This window comes from Acrocarpospora macrocephala (genome assembly GCF_009687865.1).
Lineage (GTDB): Bacteria > Actinomycetota > Actinomycetes > Streptosporangiales > Streptosporangiaceae > Acrocarpospora > Acrocarpospora macrocephala.
Genome location: NZ_BLAE01000007.1, coordinates 234,124 through 250,691 on the forward strand (window position 1 = coordinate 234,124; position 16,568 = coordinate 250,691).

10 protein-coding genes and 2 CRISPR repeat arrays are annotated in these 16,568 nt (G+C 67.9%); of the genes, 8 read left to right on the forward strand and 2 right to left on the reverse strand.

Annotation, left to right across the window (positions count from 1 at the left end; translation table 11 throughout):
• Positions 1–82: 82 nt before the first annotated feature.
• Positions 83–940 (reverse strand): LLM class flavin-dependent oxidoreductase, encoded by an 858-nt coding sequence (locus Amac_RS06850; protein WP_155353457.1) that lies wholly within the window; start codon positions 938–940, stop codon positions 83–85.
• Positions 941–1,130: 190 nt separating this feature from the next.
• A CRISPR array of direct repeats spans positions 1,131–2,501; the repeat unit is 29 nt; unit sequence CGGTCCACCCCCACGGGCGTGGGGAGCAG.
• Positions 2,502–2,799: 298 nt separating this feature from the next.
• Here Amac_RS06850 and cas3 point away from each other — a divergent pair.
• From cas3 to cas2e, 8 genes are all read left to right on the forward strand, one after another.
• The gene (gene cas3, locus Amac_RS06855; protein ID WP_155353458.1) at positions 2,800–5,556 is read left to right on the forward strand and encodes a CRISPR-associated helicase Cas3'; all 2,757 of its coding nucleotides are present in this window, start codon (positions 2,800–2,802) and stop codon (positions 5,554–5,556) included.
• Positions 5,557–6,165: 609 nt separating this feature from the next.
• The gene (gene casA, locus Amac_RS06860) at positions 6,166–7,773 is read left to right on the forward strand and encodes a type I-E CRISPR-associated protein Cse1/CasA (protein WP_155353459.1); all 1,608 of its coding nucleotides are present in this window, start codon (positions 6,166–6,168) and stop codon (positions 7,771–7,773) included.
• A complete protein-coding gene (gene casB, locus Amac_RS06865; RefSeq protein WP_155353460.1) occupies positions 7,773–8,477 on the forward strand; it encodes a type I-E CRISPR-associated protein Cse2/CasB in 705 nt (234 codons plus the stop codon). Before casA ends, casB begins: the two co-directional genes overlap by 1 nt.
• A complete protein-coding gene (cas7e, locus tag Amac_RS06870) occupies positions 8,474–9,595 on the forward strand; it encodes a type I-E CRISPR-associated protein Cas7/Cse4/CasC (RefSeq protein ID WP_155353461.1) in 1,122 nt (373 codons plus the stop codon). Before casB ends, cas7e begins: the two co-directional genes overlap by 4 nt.
• Complete coding sequence (gene cas5e / locus Amac_RS06875) at positions 9,592–10,332, forward strand: type I-E CRISPR-associated protein Cas5/CasD (RefSeq protein ID WP_170322358.1); 741 nt, start codon at positions 9,592–9,594, stop codon at positions 10,330–10,332. Before cas7e ends, cas5e begins: the two co-directional genes overlap by 4 nt.
• Complete coding sequence (gene cas6e, locus Amac_RS06880; RefSeq protein WP_155353463.1) at positions 10,329–10,958, forward strand: type I-E CRISPR-associated protein Cas6/Cse3/CasE; 630 nt, start codon at positions 10,329–10,331, stop codon at positions 10,956–10,958. Before cas5e ends, cas6e begins: the two co-directional genes overlap by 4 nt.
• Positions 10,955–11,950 (forward strand): type I-E CRISPR-associated endonuclease Cas1e, encoded by a 996-nt coding sequence (gene cas1e, locus Amac_RS06885; RefSeq protein WP_246268118.1) that lies wholly within the window; start codon positions 10,955–10,957, stop codon positions 11,948–11,950. Before cas6e ends, cas1e begins: the two co-directional genes overlap by 4 nt.
• An 88-nt stretch (positions 11,951–12,038) precedes the next feature.
• On the forward strand, positions 12,039–12,332 hold the full coding sequence (gene cas2e, locus Amac_RS06890) for a type I-E CRISPR-associated endoribonuclease Cas2e (protein ID WP_246268123.1): 294 nt from the start codon (positions 12,039–12,041) through the stop codon (positions 12,330–12,332).
• Between the two features lie 104 nt (positions 12,333–12,436).
• Positions 12,437–14,476: direct repeats of the CRISPR family, unit length 29 nt; unit sequence CCGTTCCCCACGCCCGTGGGGGTGAGTCG.
• A 575-nt stretch (positions 14,477–15,051) separates the two neighbouring features.
• Here the strand turns inward: cas2e and Amac_RS06895 are convergent.
• The gene (locus Amac_RS06895) at positions 15,052–16,512 is read right to left on the reverse strand and encodes a tetratricopeptide repeat protein (RefSeq protein ID WP_170322359.1); all 1,461 of its coding nucleotides are present in this window, start codon (positions 16,510–16,512) and stop codon (positions 15,052–15,054) included.
• Positions 16,513–16,568: the final 56 nt, after the last annotated feature.

The window sequence follows — 16,568 nt, forward strand, 5'->3', positions numbered from 1 at the left end:
GCGTGCCTAAGATTTCAGAGCCGGGCGATTACCGAACGGTTTCATCCGGAATAAAACGGCGTTACCGGAATTACACTTTGTTTCATTTGGATCGGTCGGGATTTCGCGCGATCTGTTCCAGGACCCGGAGGTCCGCGGCGAACCTGCCCCCCGGTACGGGCCAGTGCACCACGATGTCAGTGATGCCGAGCGCCTCGTACCGCCCGGCGTAGTCGTCGAACGCCTGGACGGACGCGAGCGGCCGTTCGTCGGTCACGCCCGACAGCAGGAGCCGGTCGAGCTCGCCCGGATCGCGGCCGATCTCCACACAGGCCTCGTCGAGCAGGGCCAGCTGGCGTCGTACGGCGGATTCGGCGGTTCCCGCACGGTTGTAGCGGTTGCCCAATGTCACCCACGTCTGGGCATGGCGGGCGACGATCCGCATTCCCCGTGGACCGCCCGCGGCGATCGCGAACGGCGGCCGCGGGCCGCCCACCAGCGTCCTCGTCGTCGACCAGGTACGGCCCCGGCAGCTGACCGGCTGCTCGCCGAAGGCCAGCTCCAGCAGTTCGACCCACTCGGCGAAACGTTTCGCGCGCTCGCGCGAGTCCGGCGGCGCCGCACCCAGCACGCCCAGGTCGTCGACGTCGCTGCCCGCGCCGAGGCCCACCGTCAGCCGGCCACCGGATATGTCGTGGACGGTCTTGAGCGCATGCGCGGCCGGGACAGGATGCCGGAAGTTGGGCGTAGTCACCAACGGCCCCAAACCAATCCTTGAGGTGACCGCGGCGGCCGCGGCCAGAACCGCGTACGCGTCGAACCACGGCCGGACCCCCCGCCATTCGACATGGTCGTACACCCACGCGTGCGAGAACCCCCATTCCTCCGCACGACGCCAGACCTCAACCGCCGACGACCATGATTCGCCGGCCCAGATCAACACACCGACCCGGACACCCATTCATACATCCAACACCCAGCGCCACTTGTTCCAGTTGGATCCGAGATATCGGTCAGCGAGGTGGCGTCAGGCTGTCGGGTCCTGGATGTGCGTACGCCAGCCGTGCCGGGCTCGAAGCCGAGTCCGGCGCGGGCGCGGTCGATGCTCTGGAGAAACTCGAATGCTGTCAGCCGATCCGCTCGACGCGTCGCCGAGAACCCCCACGGGCGTGGGGAGCAGGATGTCGCGGCCATGGTGGGGACGCTCTGCGCCGGTTCACCCCCACGGGCGTGGGGAGCAGCAAGTCGCCGACCACCCCGCCATCCTCAACGCCGGTTCACCCCCACGGGCGTGGGGGGCAGGCTTCCGCGCCGTGCCACCGACGCGGACAGCCCGGTTCACCCCCACGGGCGTGGGGAGCAGGCACCCCCGGCCAAAGCAACCAAAGAAGCCTACGGTTCACCCCCACGGGCGTGGGGAGCAGGCGCACCTTCGCGGCGAAGGCCTCGCGCGCCGCGGTTCACCCCCACGGGCGTGGGGAGCAGCTCCGCAAGCAGAACGAGAGCCTGGCCCGGCGCGGTTCACCCCCACGGGCGTGGGGAGCAGCGCTTGGCGGCGGGAGGCTGAGGTCCCGAACGCGGTTCACCCCCACGGGCGTGGGGAGCAGTCCCGGCGCATTCCGAGGATGATCAGGCCCGCCGGTTCACCCCCACGGGCGTGGGGAGCAGTCCCGTCCGATGACGAACGCACCTTTTTCGGTCGGTTCACCCCCACGGGCGTGGGGAGCAGTTTGGTCTCGATGCGGACGAGCCGGTCGAGCACGGTTCACCCCCACGGGCGTGGGGAGCAGGCGCTCCAACTGCTCAACATCCCGTCACTGACCGGTTCACCCCCACGGGCGTGGGGAGCAGTCGGCCGGAAGGCCCGGGGGTGGCAAGAGTATTGGTTCACCCCCACGGGCGTGGGGAGCAGACTGTGCTTTGCCGTACAAGAGCATCTGTACTCGGTTCACCCCCACGGGCGTGGGGAGCAGTGCTGTCGGGTGGCCCAGCGCCGCCATGCCCGCGGTTCACCCCCACCGGCGTGGGGAGCAGTCGCTCCAGTACGCGCCGCAGCACCCGCAGCACGGTTCACCCCCACGGGCGTGGGGAGCAGGTAGGACGGCTGAATAGCGGAACTGGTAGTAGCGGTTCACCCCCACGGGCGTGGGGAGCAGCTCGACCTGGGCACCCTCGACATCCCCGTCAGCGGTCCACCCCCACGGGCGTGGGGAGCAGGACGACACCGATGCGAGCCGCCGCGCGAGCGTCGGTCCACCCCCACGGGCGTGGGGAGCAGACATCGAAGGCGACCGACACCGCGTGCAGGAACGGTCCACCCCCACGGGCGTGGGGAGCAGCGCATCATCCACGACCTGTTGACCGACTCGGGCGGTCCACCCCCACGGGCGTGGGGAGCAGGCTTACACCTCCATTGGGGACGCGGTTGCCGCCGGTCCACCCCCACGGGCGTGGGGAGCAGTTCGTGACGCAGCACCCCGAGGGCCTGGCGGACGGTCCACCCCCACGGGCGTGGGGAGCAGACTTCCTCAGCAGCAAGGATAGACCTGACCTGCGGCGACATGGATGTCGGGAATTGTCGGTGATCGAGAAAGGACATTGAGCGGGCGCAATAGCGCATGCGACAGAACATCGCAGATCTCGAGGTGTGAACTGTGGTGGTTTATGTCCTTATGACTACATTCTTAGAAGAAGAAGTCTCATGTTCTGTAATCTCTCCCGGATTGTCGGTGGCTGACTCTACAGTGAGCTTTCGCCTGGGCGGAGAGAGAGATCAACCGCCCGCTGCTAGGTGTGACGCCGCAGGATTAAGGGGTTCGGATGAGTGGATTGGATGTCGACCTGACCCTGTGGGGCAAGTCGCGAGGGCTGCCGTCGCCCTATCCGCTGGTCTGCCATCTACTGGACACTGCAGCAGTTGCGGAAGCCTTGTGGGATGAATATCTTTCGCCTGGGCTCCGGGCGTCGATTGCGGCGGAACTGAAGTCTGGCGAGGATGAGACCCGGTGCCAGCTGTCGTACTGGGCCGCTCTGCACGATATCGGCAAGTGCACGGCCGGCTTCCAAAGCCAAGTCAAAAACGGATTCGATCGGCTATCCGGTTATGAAATGGTGGCGGCGACTCCGGTAGGGCACGATTTCGCCGCTCATGTTTGGCTGGGGCAGATGTTCCTGGCCGCGGGCTACAAAATGGCCAGGAAGAATTCCCCTGCCTTCCGGACCTCTCAGTTGCTGGGTGGTCACCATGGTGCGTTCGCCCCGTTCAACAGCCGAGAGTTCGCCAACCCGCTGGGTTCGTTGCCCGCTCTGGGGAGGGGGAAGTGGGAGGAGCAGCGGCAGACCATCGCGTCTCTGATGCACCCGTTGACGGGCAGCCCGCAACCGCCCCCCACGGTGTCGGCGGCCGGTGGAGCGCTGGCCTGCGGCCTGGTGATCCTGGCGGACTGGCTGGCGAGCCAGGAAGCGTTCCTGCTCGCCCAACTCCAGGCCGGGATGCCTGAGAGCGGTGATGTGGACAGCCTCAAGGCACATCTGGAGCGGAGCAGGACCACAGCTCCGTCGCTGCTCCGGGAGGCGGGTCTGGGGCGGCTGAGGTTCGCGGCGGGCGGGTTCAGTGACGACTTCCCGTTCGAGCCGAACGACCTTCAACGATCGGTGAGCGAGCGTCTGCCCGCGCTGATCAGCGAGGAACCCGGCCTGTTGCTGATCACGGCCCCGATGGGCGAGGGCAAGACCGAAGCGGCACTCCATGCCGGGCGGCTGATGGGGGAGGCGGCGAGCATGCCGGGCTACTTCATCGGGTTGCCGACGATGGCGACCTCCGACCAGATGTTGCAGCGGGTGGGCGACTTTCGCGGGCGCCGGATTGAGGGCGCCGACTCTCTGACACTGCTGCACAGCATGGCCTGGTTGAACACCGCGTACACCGCCGAAGGGCAGGAAGTCGGCGTCTTGACCGGCGATCCGATGGCGACACGGTGGCTGCGGGGAAGCAAGCGCGGCCTGCTGGCGAACCTGGCGGTGGGGACCATCGACCAGGCGTTGCTGAGCGTCCTGCGGGGACGGCACAACGTGCTGCGGATGCTCGGCCTGGCCGGGAAGGTGCTGGTCATTGATGAGGTGCATGCTTACGACGCGTACATGCAGGGCCTGCTGAAGGTGCTGCTGGAGTGGCTGGGCTCGTTGAAGGTCCCGGTGGTGCTGTTGTCGGCGACTCTCCCAGTGGGTACGGGGAAGCGCCTGGCCGAGGCCTACCTGACCGGTGCCGGGTGTGCGGGCGTGCAGGTGCCCGAGGTGACGTACCCGGGATGGTTGTACGTCAGCCCTAAGGCGGCGGAGTCTGTGCGGGTGCAGTCCCGTGAGCGCACGCTGCATGTCGAGACCCGCGACGTGCTGGTCGGCCCGGATCGGCGCCCTGACCGTAGGGCGGTTCTGCGTGAGGTTTTGGGGCCGCTGGTGCGTGAGGGCGGCTGCGCGGCGGTCATCTGCAACACCGTTGGTGAGGCGCAGCGTACCTACCTGGCGTTGAAGTCCTGGCTCGGCGAGCAGCGCGGTCCGATTCCGGTGGTCCGGCTACTGCATTCGCGATTCCCCGCGTACCAGCGAGAGGAGATCACCCAGGAGGTGGTCCGCTGGTTCGGAAAGGACGCCGGGGGCGCCAGGCCGACGGCGGCGATCCTGGTAGCCACCCAAGTGATCGAGCAGTCCTTGGATCTGGACTTCGATCTGGTCGTGAGCGACCTGGCTCCGATCGCGTTGCTGCTGCAGCGGGCTGGCCGGTGCCAGCGGCATCCGATGTTTGATCGCTGGAGGCGTAGCTGGGCGGTGGATGTCGCGGAGATCGACGGGACGGTGCAGGCGACCGGCAGGATGCGGCTGGTGGTCCTGACTCCGGTGGACGAGGCCGGCGATCTGCGGATACCTGCCGCCTGGCCGTTCGTCTACCCGACCGCGCTGTTGCGCCGGACGCGGACCGCCCTGGCGCACCTGCCCGAAGCGCAGGTGCAAATTCCGGGCGACATCCAGCATCTGGTGGACCAGGTCTACGACGAGACGTTCGGGGACGAGACCTCACCGATCACCGATGAGGATCTGGCCCGGCTCGCCGACGAGCAGACCAAGGACATGTACGCCCAGATGGCCGCCATTCCCGCACCGAGCAAGGTTGACGATTTGAGCCAGCTCACCGGCGACGATTTCGTGACCGAGTACTCCACCCGCCTCGGCGCGGACTCGGCCCGAATCGTCTGCTGCACGGTCGGTGCCGACGGCCGGCTCATGCTCGGTGACCGGCCCCTCCCGGCGGAGCCGAAAGGCCGGAAGGATGGGCGAACCTGGTTCACCAAGGAACAGGTCAGGCACGTGCTCATGAACACGATCCCGGTTCCGGGCACCTGGCTGCGCGGACGGCCGACAGACAACGCCGCCTCAGCGGACTGGGAGAAGAGTCCGCACTTGCGAGACCTTGCAGTGGTCTCACTGCCTGACCAGCAGTCGCCTGGGGTGCTGGGCGAACGGGAGGTGTGGCTGTCTCCGGAACTCGGCCTATCGGATTTCATGCCCAATATCGACGACTAGCTTCCGGATTCGCCGTCACGTCTGACCTCGATGAATCCGTCACCGACATCCAAGCCTCATCAATGGGATAGCGGAAAGAGTGAGCATGCGGCAGATCTACAATTTGATGTGCTGCGCAGCAAGCCCCGCCTCGCGGACCAGCAAGCACGGGGCTCGCGCGTCACCGCGTTCCTCAGGTAGGGGGTCGGACCCCTACCTGGGGAAGCGCGTGAGCCAATCGACGACGATCAGGACCGCTCTAGCTGCCAGAGCCATCCAATCGCCGGTCAACAACCGTGATCGCCGCGGTTTTCGCCGAGCAGTCACCTACGCTTCCTCCTTTTCAGCGGGACCATCACCAAGTGCCAAGTGGTCCACGACCCGATTTCAGGGGGACTCCCTGATCGGTATCCGCAGCCTAGTGCGGTGGGATCTTTCGAAGCAACGGGCTCTCGCAAGACAGCTGAACTCCTTCGGAAATCCTAGACACACCGTGGACAGCTCAACTACTTTGGAGCAGCCGCCCCAAGTACACCCCCACGGGCGTGGGGAAGTGACGTAAGCCACACAGCGCAGCCAGCTGAACTCCGGCTCACCCTCATCAAATGAGGAAGGAAAGGTCTGTCTATCATGCCCTCCCCCCCGACCCCTCGCTCGGTACCCCCTCCCCCAGTGGCCGATACCAGCGCCTATGACCTGCTGGAACGCGGGTGGGTGCCGGTCAGGGAGGGTGAGGCGCGGCGGAAGGTCGGGTTGCGGGAGCTGTTCGAGCAGGCTCATGTCCTGACTGATATCGAGACGTCACCGCCGCCAGGTGCTTCCGCGTTGTGGCGGGTGTTGACAGTGATAGCTGCCCGTATAACGGATCTTGATGACATGACGTGCGGGAGCGACGCGTGGAACGACCGCCAGGCGGACGTCTTGGCGAAAGGCTGTTTCGACCAGGACGCCATCGAAAAGTATTTCGGTCGGCACCCGGGACGATTCAGACTCTTTGATCCGAGTCGCCCGTGGCTGCAGGATCCACGTCTGCGGGAACAGTGCAAGACGAGTTCAGGTGTGAACAAGCTGGTCATGTTCCGGCCCGCCGGCAACAACCAGGTGTGGTTCAACCACGCCACCGCGCTCACCCCGCCCCCACTGCGGGCGGATGAGGCGGTGTTCCACCTGCTAACCCAGCTCTACTACGGACCGTCGGGACAATGCACGCCTCGCACAGCCGGGACGGTGTCGGGCGGCAACAGCAAGGCCGGGCCGCTGCGGAGGACGATCTCATTCCACCCAGTTGGGCGCACTGTCTTCGAGTCCCTGGTCGCCGGTATCCCGCCGGTGCACCACTACGACACCGGCGGTCTTGACCAAGCGCCGTGGGAGACCGATGACCTGCCCGACCCCACCCGCCGGTTGGCGCCCCGGCCCAGCGGCATCGGCGGGGTGCTGACCGGCCGTTTTCAACACGCGGTCCTGCTACAGCCTTCCGCGGACGGCGAGTATGCGACGGATACGTGGATCACTTGGGCCTGGCGCGACCAGGAGTTCCCCGCCGAAGATCCCTATCTGATCTACCAGCAGAACAAGGAAGGGACGTACTACGCCCGGCAGGCGGACGCGAGTCGTGCCCTGTGGCGGGACTTCGACGCGCTGCTCATGGAGGACACGGGCGACAATCACGCGCGTCGGCCTACTGTTCTCGCCGCAGTCGAAGACCTGCGGGGCAGCCTGCTGCCCGAACTGCGGGCCCGCGCGTACGGCTTCGACCAGGACGGCCAGACACGGGACAAAGAGTGGATGGCCGGGATCACCCCAGCGATGCTGGCTCTGGCCAACGAAGACGGCGTGCCGCATGCGATCAGCACCATGCGCCAGACGGCCGAACTGCTGGAAGGGCAGCTTCGACACGCGCTGCGCGAGGCTTGGATCGCCATCAACGATCCATCCAACGGCGAGGGCAAGGCCCAGCGCACCGGCATCGCCCACGGCCCCTGGCAGGCGGACGGGTCCTTCCGGTACTGGCCGCGAGCGGAACGGCTGTTCTGGGAACGAGTACGGGCGCGCCGTTTCAACCAGGTGACGGAGGAGTTCAAACAGCTGGCACTGGACGTCTACGACGAGGTGACCGACCGCAACACCGTAGTGCTCCAACCCCGTATCAAGCGCGCCATTGAAATGAAACGCGAGCTGATCAACGGCCGCAAGCGGCAGCGAGGCGGAAACGGCCAGGGAGGCGATGTGATGTGATGTCGATCGAGACTGCGGACAAGTACGTGGCCCATGTCCGTAAGCAGGTGAAGGAGAACCCAGGCCGACGCTCAGCGTTGCGTCGGAGTCTGGGGCGACCGGTAGAAGACGACCTGGCCCGCAAGGCCCACTCCGTGGTCGCCCCGTGGCTACCGGCCGACCGGACGCGTTCGGCGGTGGAGAAGGCCTACTATTCAGTAGCAGCGTTGATCGCCGCGCAGCCCCGTGGCCGCTCCGCCCAGCACAGCCCGGACACCGAGGTGGAACCAGGCCGGGAGACGGCTCCAGCCGTACTTCTCCCGATCCATAACGAACCGGCGGCCGAGCCTGGCGGCGAAGGCGAGACCGGAGATACAGGCCGCCCCAAGAAAAAGGCCGGACGGCAGACAACAAGCCTGGGCGGCACGCTCGGCCGGGCCGTGGCCGACAAGAAGCTGACCGCCGACACGGTGGAGGCACGACTGCACCTGCTGTGCCGTCAGAACATTCCTGGTCTGCACCGCCACCTACCCGGCCTAGTCCGTCGGCTAGCTACCGCGGAGGTCGAGCCCGACTGGGGACGCCTGCTGCGCGACCTCAGCCGCTGGGAGTACGAACGCGGCCAGGTGACCAAGTGGTGGCTGCAGGACTTCTACCGGGCGATCAGCAAGACCGACCCCGACGACCCGACCGACGACACCACTCCTGAAGGTGAGGACCAGTGACCACCCCCCGCTACCTCGACGTGCACGTCCTGCAAACCGTGCCGTTCGCGAACCTCAACCGCGACGACCTGGGCTCCCCCAAGAGCCTGGTCTACGGCGGGGCCACCCGTACCCGGGTGTCCAGCCAATGCTGGAAGCGCGCCGTACGCCTGGACGTGGAACGCAGCATCGGCGACCCGGCGGTCCGGACCCGACGGGTGCCCGCAGAGGTCGCCGAGCGCCTGCAGAACCGCGGCTGGTCCCAAGAGGCCGCCCTGGCAGCGGGCACGCAGGTGGCGCTGTCGGCCAACAAGAAGGAGGGCCTGAAACTGGAGGACAAGGGCGGAACATCGGTGCTGCTGTACCTGCCCAAGGCGGCGCTGGACGCCCTGGCCGACCTGGCCGAGGAACACCGCGAGGACATCGAGCAGACTGTGGGGGCCAAGAAGCCCAAGGCGGTGCTGCCGGTGGACAAGGTGGGCGAGTTGCTGTCGGAACGCAACGGCGTGATCAACCTGTTCGGCCGGATGCTGGCTGAGCTGCCCGGTGCAGGCGTCGACGGCGTCGTGCAGGTCGCACATGCGTTCACCACTCACGAGGTCGCACCCGAGATCGACTTCTTCACCGCAGTGGACGACTGCCTGCCCCCGGACGCGGTGGGCAGCGGGCACATGAACAGCGCCGAGTTCAGCGCCGGGGTGTTCTACCGGTACGCGAGCCTGGACCTGGCCGGCCTGCGGACCAATCTGGGCGATGACGCCCAAATGGCCGAGGAGCTCACGCGGGCGTTCCTGGCGGCGTTCGTCTCCTCGCTGCCGACCGGCAAGCAGACCAGCTCGGCGGCCAACACCCTGCCCGACCTCGTGCACGTCGCGGTGCGCGCGGACAGGCCCATCTCCTACGCCGCCGCGTTCGAGGCACCGATCCGTCCTGAGCGCGGACTGGCCGCCCCTTCCCGTGACCAGCTCAGTCACCACGCCGGACGGCTGGAGAAGCTGTGGGGCACCACGGGGGTCGTGCACCGCGCGTACGCGTGCATCGACGACAAGCCGCTGAGCGGGTTGGGCGACCTTGTGGACTCCTTCGCCGAACTGATCGCCGGGGCTGTGGCCTCAGCTCACCAGGGAGCCTCGCAGTGAGCGGTCTCGTGCTGCGGCTGGCCGGGCCGTTGCAGTCCTGGGGGGAGCACAGCGTTTTCACCCAGCGCGACACGCTGCGCTTCCCCACACGGTCCGGCCTGATCGGCCTGTTCGCCTCTGCTGAGGGGGTACGGCGCGGCCAGCCGTTGGGCGACTACGACCTGCTGCGCTTCACCGTACGGATCGATCGGCCCGGCGTGCGGATGATGGACTTCCACACCGTCGGCGGAGGCCTGCCCCGGGGCGTACCCCGGCCAGACGGCACCCAGCGGCCCCGGGACACCGCGACAATCGTCACCCGGCGCCAATACCTGTCGGACGCGGCATTCACCGTGGCGGTCGAAGGGCCGGAAGACAGGATCGCGGGGATCGCCGAGGCGCTGCAGCGCCCGTGCTGGCAGCCGTACCTGGGACGGCGTTCCTGCCCCCCGGACCAACCGCTGCTGCTGCGCGCCATGGCGGCCGACCCGGTGAACGAGCTGCGCACTCGCGTGCCGGTGGCGCGGCAGTTGCGCGAGCACGACGCGCCCGAGGCCGAATTCGTCACCGACGACAGCGCACAGACTGCCGAGGAGGTCACCGAACTGGCCGACGTACCGGAGAGTTTCGACCGCCACGACCGGCGGTACCGGACTCGCACCGTGAGCATCGCCACCCAGCCCCTGCCCCAGCACCTGTTCGTCACCGGTGAGAAGTTCTGGGAGGACCTCGTTGCCTATGCGAAGGAGGAACGGTGACAGCCTGGCTGACGCGTATCTTCCCTGACCTGCGCCGACGGGATGTCACCAGCGACCTGGCCGATCCGGACCGCCTGCACAAGCGGATGATGCTGCTGGTCCCCGACGAGTTGGGGGCGAACGCGCGAGCAGAGGCCGGGGTGCTGTTTCGGATCGAGGACACCCGGCAGGGCGTTCACCTGCTAGCCCAGAGCCGGATGAAGCCCGACCTTGGGTGCCTGCCCGATGGCTACGGCGAGATCGCCGTGCGTGAGCTCGACGGCCTGCTACGCCAGTTGACCACCGGCCTGCCGGTGCACTACCGCATCGCCGCCAACCCCTCCAAACGGCTGGGCCGGACCGCGGGCAAGGACGCCGGGAAGATCAAAGCCCTGCATGGCGCCGCCGCCGAGGAGTGGTGGGCGACCCGGGCCGCGGTCCACGGACTCGCCGTCACCACCGTGACCTCGCACTCCCTGCAGGACATTCGCGCCAAAGGCACCGTACGCCACGCCGTGGTCCGATTCGACGGGCACGGGACGGTGAGTGACCCGCAGGCGCTGCGCACCGCAGTCCTGAACGGTATCGGCCGCGGCAAGACCTACGGTTGCGGCCTGCTCAGCCTCGCCCCGGCGGCCCTGCGGTGAGCAGATCTCCGTCGGACGCCAAACGCCGTCTCGGGCAGCCCACCTTGGCGATGCTGCCCCGCATCGCCGACTCGCTGTCGTTCCTGTACATGGAGACGGTTCGCATCGTCCAGGACGACACCGGCGTGTGCGCTCAGGTCGACTCCCCGCGCGGCGTCGAGCGGGTCTACCTGCCGACCGCGTCGCTGTCATGCGTGCTGCTCGGCCCCGGCACTTCCATCACCCAGCCCGCGCTGGCCACCTTCGCCCGCCACGGCACCACCCTGGTCTGCGTCGGCGCGGGCGGCGTCCGGTCCTACGCCGGGATCCTGCCCGCACAACTCACCACCGACTGGCTGGAACACCAAGCCCGCGCCTGGGCCGACGAAGATGAACGGCTCCGGGTGGCGGTGCGGATGTACGAGCACCGCTTCGGGTCGGCCTCGGTTCCCGCCGGCACCTCACTCGCCCAGTTACGCGGGCTGGAAGGGCAGCGGATGAAGGCGCTGTACCGGCTACTGGCCACCAAGCATGGCATCGCCCGGTTCCGGCGCAATTACGACCCTGTCGCCTGGGACGATCAAGACCCGGTTAACCTGGCGCTGTCCGCGGCCAACGCCGCCCTGTACGGAGTCGTGCACGCCGCCATCTGCGCGCTGGGCTGTTCACCCGCCCTGGGTTTCATCCATGCCGGAACCCAAACCTCCTTCGTCTACGACATCGCCGACCTGTACAAGGCGAAGGTCACCATCCCTCTGGCCTTCTCCCTGGCCGGTTCGATCCATCCCGAACGCGAGGCCCGTGTCGGGCTCCGGGAGGAGTTCCGACTGATCAAACTCATGCCTGCGATCGTCTCAGACATACAGAAGGTCATCGCCCCCGCCGCTGCAGCACAATCACCTACCGCGCAGACCGCCGACATCGTCCACCTGTGGGATCCCGACCTGGGCTCCCTGCCCGCCGGAGTCAACTACGGCGATGAAGCCGTCGGAGGAGCCGACATCCCGTGGTAGCCCCCGCCCAGCCAGGCCAGGCAGCTCCCATCGCCTGCTCCGCGACGGCAAAGAGCGGAGCCCGCCAAGGAGCCCCGCCGTGGCTTCGATGATCGTCATCTCGACCACCGCCGTACCCGACCACGTCCGCGGCGCCCTTAGCCGCTGGCTCATCGAACCCGCCCCCGGCCTGTACGTCGGCACCGTCTCCGCCCGCGTCCGAGATCAGCTCTGGGCCGCCGTCGCGGGCTGCGTCGCCGACGGCGCGGCCACCTGCGTCCACCCGGCCGACAACGAACAAGGTTTCACCATCCGCACCGCCGGGCAGCGCCGCCGCCAGATCAGCGATTTCGACGGCCTCCAACTGGTGCGCTTCCTCCCCGAACCTCCACCCGAGCCATGACATCCCGTGCCCTGCCGACCAGGGCCAGCACCTCTTGTGAATCACCGACAAACCCCGACAGTCCTATCCGCGCAGGTCAACCGAATTCCCCCAGCTCAGCAAGTCCGTTCCCCACGCCCGTGGGGGTGAGTCGCACTGGAGAACGAACTCGCCGGCGCATCCGTCCCGTTCCCCACGCCCGTGGGGGTGAGTCGGACCCGCGGATCTGCCCAGACGAGGCGACCGCCCGTTCCCCACGCCCGTGGGGGTGAGTCGGCGTCCATGCGGTCCCGCTGTTCGTCGGTCAACCGTTCCCCACGCCCGTGGGGGTGAGTCGGGCAACGCCCGCGCCTGGTACCGCCGCGCCGGCCGTTCCCCACGCCCGTGGGGGTGAGTCGTGGCCCGCGGCATCGAATCCGGCCCGGTCTCGCCGTTCCCCACGCCCGTGGGGGTGAGTCGTGGTACCTGCGCGTCGTGAAGCGGGCGAAGGGCCGTTCCCCACGCCCGTGGGGGTGAGTCGTCGAGCGCCTCATAGGAGCCGACCGTGAACCCCCGTTCCCCACGCCCGTGGGGGTGAGTCGCCCTAGCAACTTGCTAGACGGTTGGTACGACGCCGTTCCCCACGCCCGTGGGGGTGAGTCGTTCAGCGACCGTAAGAAGAGCGGCGCAAACGACCGTTCCCCACGCCCGTGGGGGTGAGTCGCTGCTCACAGACGGGGAGTGGTCTGTGAACTCCCGTTCCCCACGCCCGTGGGGGTGAGTCGTATTTACATCGGCCGACGTCAGCATTTCAGTGCCGTTCCCCACGCCCGTGGGGGTGAGTCGCCGCCATCGCCCGTGTCCGCCGCCTGTGCGAGCCGTTCCCCACGCCCGTGGGGGTGAGTCGCACGCCTTCGCGAGCTGGCCGCGCGCGATGGTCCGTTCCCCACGCCCGTGGGGGTGAGTCGGACCTCTTCATCAAGGGCGGCCGGTCCGGTCGCCGTTCCCCACGCCCGTGGGGGTGAGTCGATTCGGCCGGCCCGCGATGACGTCACTCCCGCCCGTTCCCCACGCCCGTGGGGGTGAGTCGTCGTTGGCGTCGACCGGGGTGTTGCCGTGTCCCGTTCCCCACGCCCGTGGGGGTGAGTCGTCATCAGCGTCCTCGATCACGCCCGCCTGGAGCCGTTCCCCACGCCCGTGGGGGTGAGTCGGCCCACGCCCACACCGTGTCCGGGGCGAGCACCCGTTCCCCACGCCCGTGGGGGTGAGTCGAACGTGGTGGAGACGATCCACCGCGCCAACGACCGTTCCCCACGCCCGTGGGGGTGAGTCGGTGCCGGCCATGATGTGGAGGACGACGCCGCGCCGTTCCCCACGCCCGTGGGGGTGAGTCGTCGTCAAAAGCCTGCCGAAATCCGGGGACGCCCCGTTCCCCACGCCCGTGGGGGTGAGTCGCGGGTCCACTTCATCAGCGAGCTGATGGTCTTCCGTTCCCCACGCCCGTGGGGGTGAGTCGTCGAGCGCCTCATAGGTGTCCACCGCGAAACCCCGTTCCCCACGCCCGTGGGGGTGAGTCGGTACCTGGAGCGGATGCAATGAGCCTGGACCTCCGTTCCCCACGCCCGTGGGGGTGAGTCGCGGACATGGATCTAGCCGCATAACGCAGAAAACCGTTCCCCACGCCCGTGGGGGTGAGTCGAGGGCGCGGACTCCTGGGTGGACGTCAAGGGCCCGTTCCCCACGCCCGTGGGGGTGAGTCGTTCATGAAGATGATGGCGCCCTTCTTCGGGTCCCGTTCCCCACGTCCGTGGGGGTGAGTCGGAATTGGGGGGCACCCCCGCCCTGCGGTTCAGCCGTTCCCCACGCCCGTGGGGGTGAGTCGTGGGCCCAGTCCAATCTGGACGACGCGTGGAACCGTTCCCCACGCCCGTGGGGGTGAGTCGTTGTCCACGTACAGGTGGGTCAGCGTGGGTGGCCGTTCCCCACGCCCGTGGGGGTGAGTCGCCCGCCGTGGCCGCCGCTCAGACCTATTTCGCCCGTTCCCACGCCCGTGGGGGTGAGTCGGCTCGCGAGGCGGCTCGCATGGTCCTGCCTCTCCGTTCCCCACGCCTGTGGGGGTGAGTCGGAGTACACGGGGCGCGGGTTGAAGGACATCCGCCGTTCCCCACGACCGTGGGGGTGAGCTGGCTCAGCAGGCGTTCGGAGTCACAGAACAACCATCCTCCCCGTGGGGGTGAGCCGCGCTGTGACACGAGCTCATGAATGGTCGGCGATCCGCACGTAAAGCGGGTCTTCATCCTCCTGGCTCAGGTCGCGCGGCGGGCGTCCTGTCCCGGACCTCTGCCAGTTTCCTTCACCCAGTCCCGCTCGCCCGGTAGGGCTTTGTCTTTACCGGTCATCATCTATTCCCGCCCCAGCGGGACCTGTTTGGTTGAGGCGCGACACCATTGACTTCCATTGACGTCCGCTGGGCGGGTCGTTCAACGGCCGCGACGGTAGGTGAACGTGACGTCGATCTCCCGCGAGGGGTGGTCAGGCCTCCTGTCAGCCGGGCAAAGCCGCCAGCTCGGGCATACAGGAGGCCCTTCCACGTCTAAGGGCCGCAGGTGAGGCATGACACCATCGAAGCGTGCGTCAGCGGCGGGAACCGGGCGAGAGTGGCTGCATCGATCGCGATCCGCGGCCAGATCGACGGCGCCTTTCACCGGATGGCGATACAAGGGAAGAATCTTCATGGTCGGATTCGTCTGAGCGGGATCATTCAATGGCCTTGTAGGTAGGTGAGTGTGACTTGGATCTCCCGCCGCAGTTTCGTCGCCGGGGGATCGGTGAAAGCGGCAAGCGCGGTCAGCGCGTGCTGCCACTGCGTGCGCGCCTGCGGGAGGCGTTGCAGCGAGGCCAGGGCCTTGCCCATGCCGACCAGACTGAGCCCCTGATGCCAGCGGTCGCCCAGATCGCGGTGGACGGCTTCGGCGGCGCGGTGCAGGGTGACCGCCTCCTCCGCGCGGCCCTGCTCCCGGTGGGTTTCCGCAGCTGCGGCCAGAGCCACGGCTTCCCCGCTGCGATCGCCGAACTCGCAGTGAAGGTCAGCGGCACGCCGATATGCCTCCAGCGCCTCGGCGCTCTGCCCTGCCGCGCGCTGCACATGGCCGAACTCCAGAAGCCAGGAACCCCGCCACATCCGGTTGCCAGCGGTAGCGGCGATGACCACGGCAGCATCGATACAGGCTCGGGCGCTGATCAGGTCCCCTTGTGCCCGCTGAGCGCGGGCCCGCAGGACCAGCGCGTGGCCTTGGCAGGAACGGTCATGGAAATGATCGAAGACCTCCACGATCTCGCCGAGGATGTGCGCCGCTTCCGCCGCCCGGTCCAACTCGATCAGCGCTTCGGCTTCGTTGGCGCCGGACACCGCCAGCCAGTGGGCCGTGTCGTCGAGTTCGGCGAAGATGAGGGAGCTGTCCTCAAAGTGCGTACGGGCCTCTCGCAGGCGGCGTTGGCGGAGGCGGAGCAGGCCGAGTGCGTTCAGGGAACGCGCCTGGCCGTAACGGTCGCCCAGGCGGCGGCGGATCTCCAGCGCATGACGGTGGTGGGATTCGGCTTCCCGCAGGCGGCAGGTCTGAGCGCAGAGGTCGCCGAGGCTTTCGGCGGCCAGCGCCTGCCCGGCGAGGTCGCCGTCGGCGACGGCGGAGGCAGCGCCGATGGCGCCCACTTCCCGCCAATCGTCGAAGGCGTTGCGGTGAGCGTAGACGGCGCGCAGCACCGCCGACATCCGCCACGCCAGCCCGTGCAGCCCGGCGTGCGCGGCCGTGCGGACGATGGAGAGGATGGTGGCGCGTTCGGCCTCCCACCAGGCCAGGGCTGGCTCCGGTTGGTCAAAGGGCCGGGGCGCGACCCCGGGCAGGACCTCAGTCTCCAAGTCGTAGGCGTCGCACGGAGTCAGAACGTATCCAAGCCAGTCGGCGGTGTGCAGATACCAGCACACCAGCCGGGCCAGCGCGTGATCCGCCTCTGTAGCGTTCTTGCGGGCCGACTCGGCCGACGGGGCACGGAAGGCGTCGGGGATCCGGTAACGGCCGGGTGCGGCCTGCGTGATCAGGCCCGCCCTGTCCAGCACCTCCAGTTGCTGCCGGACCGGCACGAGCGGTTCCCCGGCAAGCGAGGCGGCTGCCTCCAGTGGGAACTCCGCCCCGGGATGCAAGGCGAGCAGTCCGAACAGCCGCATGGCATCATCGGGCAGTGCTAAGAATCCTTCTTCTCGTTCAGAGCGGGTCTGGGCTT